At 57.4% G+C, this 5999-nt stretch carries 2 protein-coding genes and 2 pseudogenes; 2 read left to right on the forward strand and 2 right to left on the reverse strand.

All coding sequences use genetic code 11. The annotated features are described in order from the left end of the window. Positions 1-25: 25 nt before the first annotated feature. Positions 26-346, reverse strand: a complete 321-nt coding sequence (tnpA, locus tag RBT54_RS16225; RefSeq protein WP_320368102.1) for an IS66 family insertion sequence element accessory protein TnpA — start codon at positions 344-346, stop codon at positions 26-28. Positions 347-429: 83 nt separating this feature from the next. Beyond that, positions 430-1464 (reverse strand): annotated as a pseudogene (gene istA, locus RBT54_RS16230) (IS21 family transposase); the annotation flags it as partial. A 1145-nt stretch (positions 1465-2609) separates the two neighbouring features. On the opposite strand from istA, the pseudogene RBT54_RS16235 reads away from it, so the two are divergent. Then, positions 2610-3322: pseudogene (locus RBT54_RS16235) on the forward strand (IS1634 family transposase); the annotation flags it as partial. A 212-nt stretch (positions 3323-3534) separates the two neighbouring features. After that, positions 3535-5526, forward strand: coding sequence for a DUF927 domain-containing protein (locus RBT54_RS16240; protein WP_320368103.1), 1992 nt, complete (start codon positions 3535-3537; stop codon positions 5524-5526). Positions 5527-5999: the final 473 nt, after the last annotated feature.

Here is a 5999-nt window from a genome sequence, read left to right on the forward strand (position 1 = left end):
CGGACCGCGCCTTCGGGGAAGAACATCAGCCGCGCGACAGGTGAAGGATCACGCCGTCGCCCAGATCGAGCCGCAGTTCGAGGCGACCGGTGCCGCCGAGTTTGAGCGTGCCGGCGTCGACGAAGCCCATGGGTTCGGACGCTTGTCCGGATCCCGGGTGCGCGGCCGGCGGCGTCTGGCTACCCAGCAGGCTCCGCCAACGCTGGAAGCTCGACACGCTCAGCCCCTCGCGCAGGCAGAACGGCTCGATCCCGAGACCGCTCGCAGCGAATCGCGCCAAGGTCGCTTGCCACTCCTCGCGGCTACGGCGCCGCCACTTGTTGTTGGTCGCTGTCGCCCTGGTCACTGCCGACTCCTCCCTCGTGAAAGTGGGAGGGATTGTTCCGCGTGGGCGCGGGCGGGAAAAGAACGCCGATCAGTGAACGGTTACAGCGCAAAGGGCACCGAGTACAGCGCGTGCTCGAAGCTGACGTGGCAGTCGCGATGCACCGTCACCGCATGCCAGGTGCCCAGATCCGGCGGCACTTCGGGCAGCGGCAGCAAGGTGCTGCGCTCGACGGCGAAGGTGTCGAGCGGGCGCACGCGGGTCGTGCCGTGAATGCGCAGCCCGGCCTCGTTCAACACCCACTCGCGCGCCTGCGCGTTGAGGTCGGCCAGGTCGCGGAAGCTGCGTGTGGGCAGGAAGTTGCCCTTCACGTATTTGACGCCGGCCTCGACGATCCCCTTCTTCTGCGGGTCGTGCGGCGGGCAGGCGTCGATCCGGAAACCGTAGCCCTCCGCACACTCGGCGTAGGCGCGCTGCACCTGCGGGTCGTGCATGCACGCGCGGGTGATCGCGCACTTGGCGTTGTCGATGATGAGCCGCGCGGGCACGGCACCGAACCACTCGAAGGCACGGCGGTGGCAGCCGAGCCAGGTGCGCACGCTCTGGTCCCAGACGAACTCCACGTACTGGTGGCGCGAGAAACACAGCGTCATCACCAACGCCCAGGTGCGGCGGATCTCGCCCGTGGCCGGATCGACCAGGTGGGGACCGGCGCCAAAGTCCACCTGTGCGGCCTCGCCCGGCGCGAAGGTGAGGCGCACCGTGGCCTCGGGCGGCTGCTCGCGGCCGATCTGGGCGATCAGCCGGCGCACGCTGGAGTAGTGCCCGCTGAACCCGTGCTCGCGCTTGAGCGTGGTGTGGATCACCACGCCGGAGACGCCCTGCCCGAGCCACTGCGCAACCAGCGGCCGGTACGCGGCAATCGAGGACTGGGCCGTCACCGGCAGCTTCGGCTGCCCGAGCGCGGCGGCGATCTCGGCGTCCTCGGGCAAGGGGCGCTCAGGATCGAGCCAACCCTGGGCGTGGGCCAGTTCGCGGAACCGGGCCGCCTTGCTGCGCCCCATCAGTTTCGAGCGCGCGATCTCGCGCTCGGAATCGCCCTGGCGCATGCGCATCAGGGCCTGGCGGTACTCGTACATCTCGATGCTCCTGCGGGCCACCGCCTACCTCCTGCCAAACAAAAAGGCAGCAGGGTAGCGATGGACCGCTCAAGGTCGAGACGTCCGTCAGAGTGGAAGTGGCTCCATTACGCCGATCCGGCGCTGGCCTCTATGTACCGATCCGCGACTGGCTCCTATATGCCGATCACGGACTGGCCTCAATGTGCCGATCACGCGGTGGCTCCATTGTGCCGATCATCAACTGGCTCCAATGTGCCGGTCGGTGACACCCATTGCCGACGCGATCCGAGGTGCCGTTCGGGAGTGCGAGGAGTGCGTAGGCAGAACACCATCGGAAACCGTAGAAAGGAGGATGTAGAAGAGTTCTAAGCGTTCTTTGTTACGGCTGAAACGTACTGCTCCAAGACGACGTATCGCTCGAAGAACCGTCAATGCTGGGCTGAACGTGTGTAACGGCAGTTACGTCACTTTAAAGTACTAGATCTCCTTTTCCAGTAGACTCAGCGAAAAGGAGAAATTGCAGGTGAGGATTATAGGTTAACCAAAAAGATGAATCGAAAAAATAACTGGATTATCTATGTTTTATACAAATTGATCAGATAGGGGTGTTGGCTTGAAGTTATGGCTAACAATAGATTTTATATATTGATGATAAATGGAGGCTTTTAATGAATATTATATTGTAATTATATGCAGAGACGATTAGGTCAAGTTTAATTAAAAATAGAGTAAATGGTATGATTAAAATATATAATTTGCATTATGTTTTAGATGGTTCTGTTTTTATATTTTATTTTTCGATTAATTAACTAAGTTAACTTAAAGTGTATCAAGAGGGCTAAAGATACATTGGTACCTATAATTAGTATGGCCCTCGTTGTGCTGCCGTTGCTTGATTGTGAAATGATGCTCAGATGCCGTTACAGCCGTTTCAGACGTGCACCCCTTGCTACGACGGAGATTTCGTGACACGTCTTGATGGCGGCGAGACGTTTCGTGGCGTTACTCCGTTACCAAAATTTAAATAGTGCTGCTACTTTTTCGTTGGTCTTCCCTCGAAACTGGTCGTAGTGATCAGTTTCCCATGGTTCGACACTTCATCTCGATTTTCGCCCCTTTTCGCAAAGGAACCTCAGCACTGGCATGGCTCCGAAGTCCGTAACAACGGCCTGCTGAAGGTCCCAGGGCGCGAACCGATGGGCGCCAAGCCGCCGGCACCGACGGTGTCGTTCGAGTCCGCGCGCGCTCGGTAACGTGTGGGCCCTGACCGAGCTCTGTATATCGCTGGGCTTCTCGGGGCTCCGGCGGGTGTTCGGCCGCACGCGCCGCACCACGGACGTTGAAGCGCTCATCCGGCTGATCGTGCTCAACCGGCTGTGCGCTCCGGGATCCAAGCTCGGCTTGTTGCCCTGGGTCCAGGCGGTGGCGCTGCCCGACTTCGGGCCGTAGGCGGTCACGCACCTGCGGTTGCTGCGCAGCTCTGATGCCCTGATGGACCACCAGGACGAGGCCGATCCGGCGGTCATCGGGCGGTTTTCGCCTGCTGATCGACCAGAGTCTGTTGGTGGTCTTCTAAGACCTCACCACGATTCGAAGCGAAGAACTCAGTCAGCAGGCCAGCGACGTGCGCCAACACTGCATGGTCATGGAAGGTCTGATCGCCCGCCAGCTCATGCTCGGCGTGGTGCAGGTCGCCGGGGCCTGCCGATCTACCACGAAGCGTGCGATGGCAACACGGCGCAGACGCGCACTCTGCTACCTACGCTCATCCAGGGTGTTCGTGCTCATCTCGTCGGTGCAGGGCCTGGTGCCGGCCGATGACTGCCTGCTCCTCAGTCTGGACAATCTCGAAGCGTTGAAGACAGTGCGCCTGGCGGAACATGCGTTACTTACTTGATGGCGGCAATCATGCAAGAAGTAGCCTGAATGCCGACACTTGAGCCATTTTAATTGTCTAAGTCGAGCTCCCTCATTTCAGGTGGAAATCCTCAAATGAGTTACTCATTTCACGTTTCAGATTAAAGCTTTCGTTTTTTCTCTAGAGTTCGATTCGTCGCTTTGAACGACGCTTAACTTTTGGAGAGTAAAATGAATTTTGATGAAATGATCGATAGCGTTACGGTAGTTGATGAATCTTCCTATCAGTTTGATGTAGCAGTGGTGGACGGAAATGAAGAGCCTGCGGAGCTTCCGAGCCACATTGCCAACTACGATCTCAGCGCCAATAGTTCGGGACTGCATGCTGAATCATCCGAGGCTAAACCTCACAGCACTGAAGCTTGCAACAGGTCTGATAGGGCTCTGGCCGACGATAACAGCGACGCCAGCAAAAGGCTTGTCAGGCAGATCAGGTTCCCTGAAGCCGCTGAGCGTCCTTGCTTCTGTGTTTACGATCACAGCGGCTTCAATGAAGAGGGTGATTGGGTAACGGAAGGGGTTTATTTTCATGGCTACAAGAAAGGAGCCGCGCGGAAACCAGATGAATATGCGGATATCAGGATCTGCGGTTCAATGCACATCTTGGCGCAGACGCATGATCGCATGATGAACAACTTTGGACGGCTCTTGAACTTCAAGAGCACCGCTGGAAAATGGCGGAAATGGGCCATGCCGATGAGGTTGCTCAAGAGTGACGGGGCTGACCTGCGTGAGCATCTTCTCGAAATGGGCCTCGACATTAATCTGAAAGAGCGCAACCTGCTGACCGCCTATTTGTCTCGCAAGGCACCAAAGGAGACGTGCTTCTGCACGAAGCAGGTCGGGTGGCATGGAAGCGAATTTGTGCTTCCGGATCGGGTGATCGGGCCGAACGCATCAAGCGTCATCTATCAGGGGGTCGAACGAGGGGCGGAGGAGTTCGGCCAGAGTGGAACGCTCGAGGACTGGCAACGCGGAATTGCGCTTCTGGCTCATGGCAATCCGATGCTGATCCTTGGCTTGTCCGCTGCGTTCGCCGGACCTTTGCTCGAGCGCACCAGGACCGAGAGCGGTGGTCTGCATTTTTACGCTGAATCATCGACAGGAAAGACCACCATCCTTGAGGCAGCACGTTCGGTTTGGGGTGGGGAGGCGTACAAACGTAGTTGGCGCGCGACAACCAACGGTGTGGAGGGTGCAGCGGTACTTTTTAACGATTGCCTTCTGGTGATTGATGAGACGTCGGAGGCCGTTACTAAGGACGTGCCCGCCATCGCCTACTCGTTTGGAAACAACATTGGCAGGATGCGTGCAGACCAAACCGGTGGCGCTAAGCCTGTCGCAAGGTGGAAAGGAATCACCCTTTCGAGCGGCGAGCGGGCGATTGCCACAACGATGGAGGAAGAGGGGTTGCAGATGAAGGCGGGGCAATCCGTGCGCTTGCTCGACATTCCTGTCACCAGGCGCTTTGGTTGCTTCGATGAACTTCATCATCTTGGCAGCGGTGCCGAGTTTTCCGACACGCTTAAGCGTACTGCCGGAACCAACTACGGTGTGGTCGGGCGGTCGTTCCTTGAACGCTTGACCAATGACAGCAGGGATTTCTCCGCTGAGCTCCAGCGGATCAAAGACCACTCGGCTTTCAATCCGTCGAGGGCTGAAGGTCAAGAGAAACGGGCCGCAACGAGGCTGGCACTGATTGCTTACGCCGGGGAACTGGCAACAGAGTATGGGCTCACTGGTTGGCCCCAAGGGGCAGCGACTGAGGCGGCTGCTTGTGCTTTTGAGTTGTGGCGGGCTAATCGTGGGGAGGGCAACGATGAACGGCGGCAGATTCTCGACGCCCTGGCGAGCTTCCTCGAGTGTCATGGTGACAGCCGGTTTGCCCCCATGAGTTGCAGTGATGCCAACGTTCGTGATCGTGCGGGCTGGTGGGAGCACGATGAACATGGTGACCGCGTTTATCTCTTCACGCCGAAAGGCCTCCAGGGTGCGATCAAGGGTTTCGATGTGAAACGCTACCTCGAGGTTCTTGAGGACTGCGGCGTGATCCCGAAACGGAAGGCAGGCAGTCGTGAACGGGCCAAAACGATGCGGATCGGTGGGCAGCCGGTGCGGATTTATACGGTTTTCGCTCGTAAGCTTGGTGAGATTGTGAGCTAACGCAGAGGATCAGTAGCGACGGCTTGAGTATGTCGTCGCTACGCGTGCGTCCGAATCGCTGCGGGCAGCCTTCAAACGGCTGCCTGCGCGCTTAAGATAAGATTAACGGAGGAAGTCCAAACGTTCATCGAAGGGCGAGCGTTTTTGAGCGATCCGTTGAGTCCCAGGTGTCGCTGCGTTTCAAGATAGGGATCATAAAAAAGTGAGGTCGACTTTTAGTTCAATGCGGTTTTCTATGATCAAAAAAATGGCAGGTTAAGCAAGAAAAAGATTGCGCATTTTATATAGTCAGCGTTATAATTCAAACATGTTCAGTTAGTTCTTTTGTATCCACCCTTCGGGTGGTTAAGTGATCCACCCTTCGGGTGGTTAAGTGATCCACCCTTCGGGTGGTTAAGTGATCCACCCTTCGGGTGGTTAAGTGATCCACCCTTCGGGTGGTTAAGTGATCCACCCTTCGGGTGGTTAAGTGA

This window comes from Thauera sp. (genome assembly GCF_034003485.1).
Taxonomy (GTDB): Bacteria; Pseudomonadota; Gammaproteobacteria; order Burkholderiales; family Rhodocyclaceae; genus Thauera.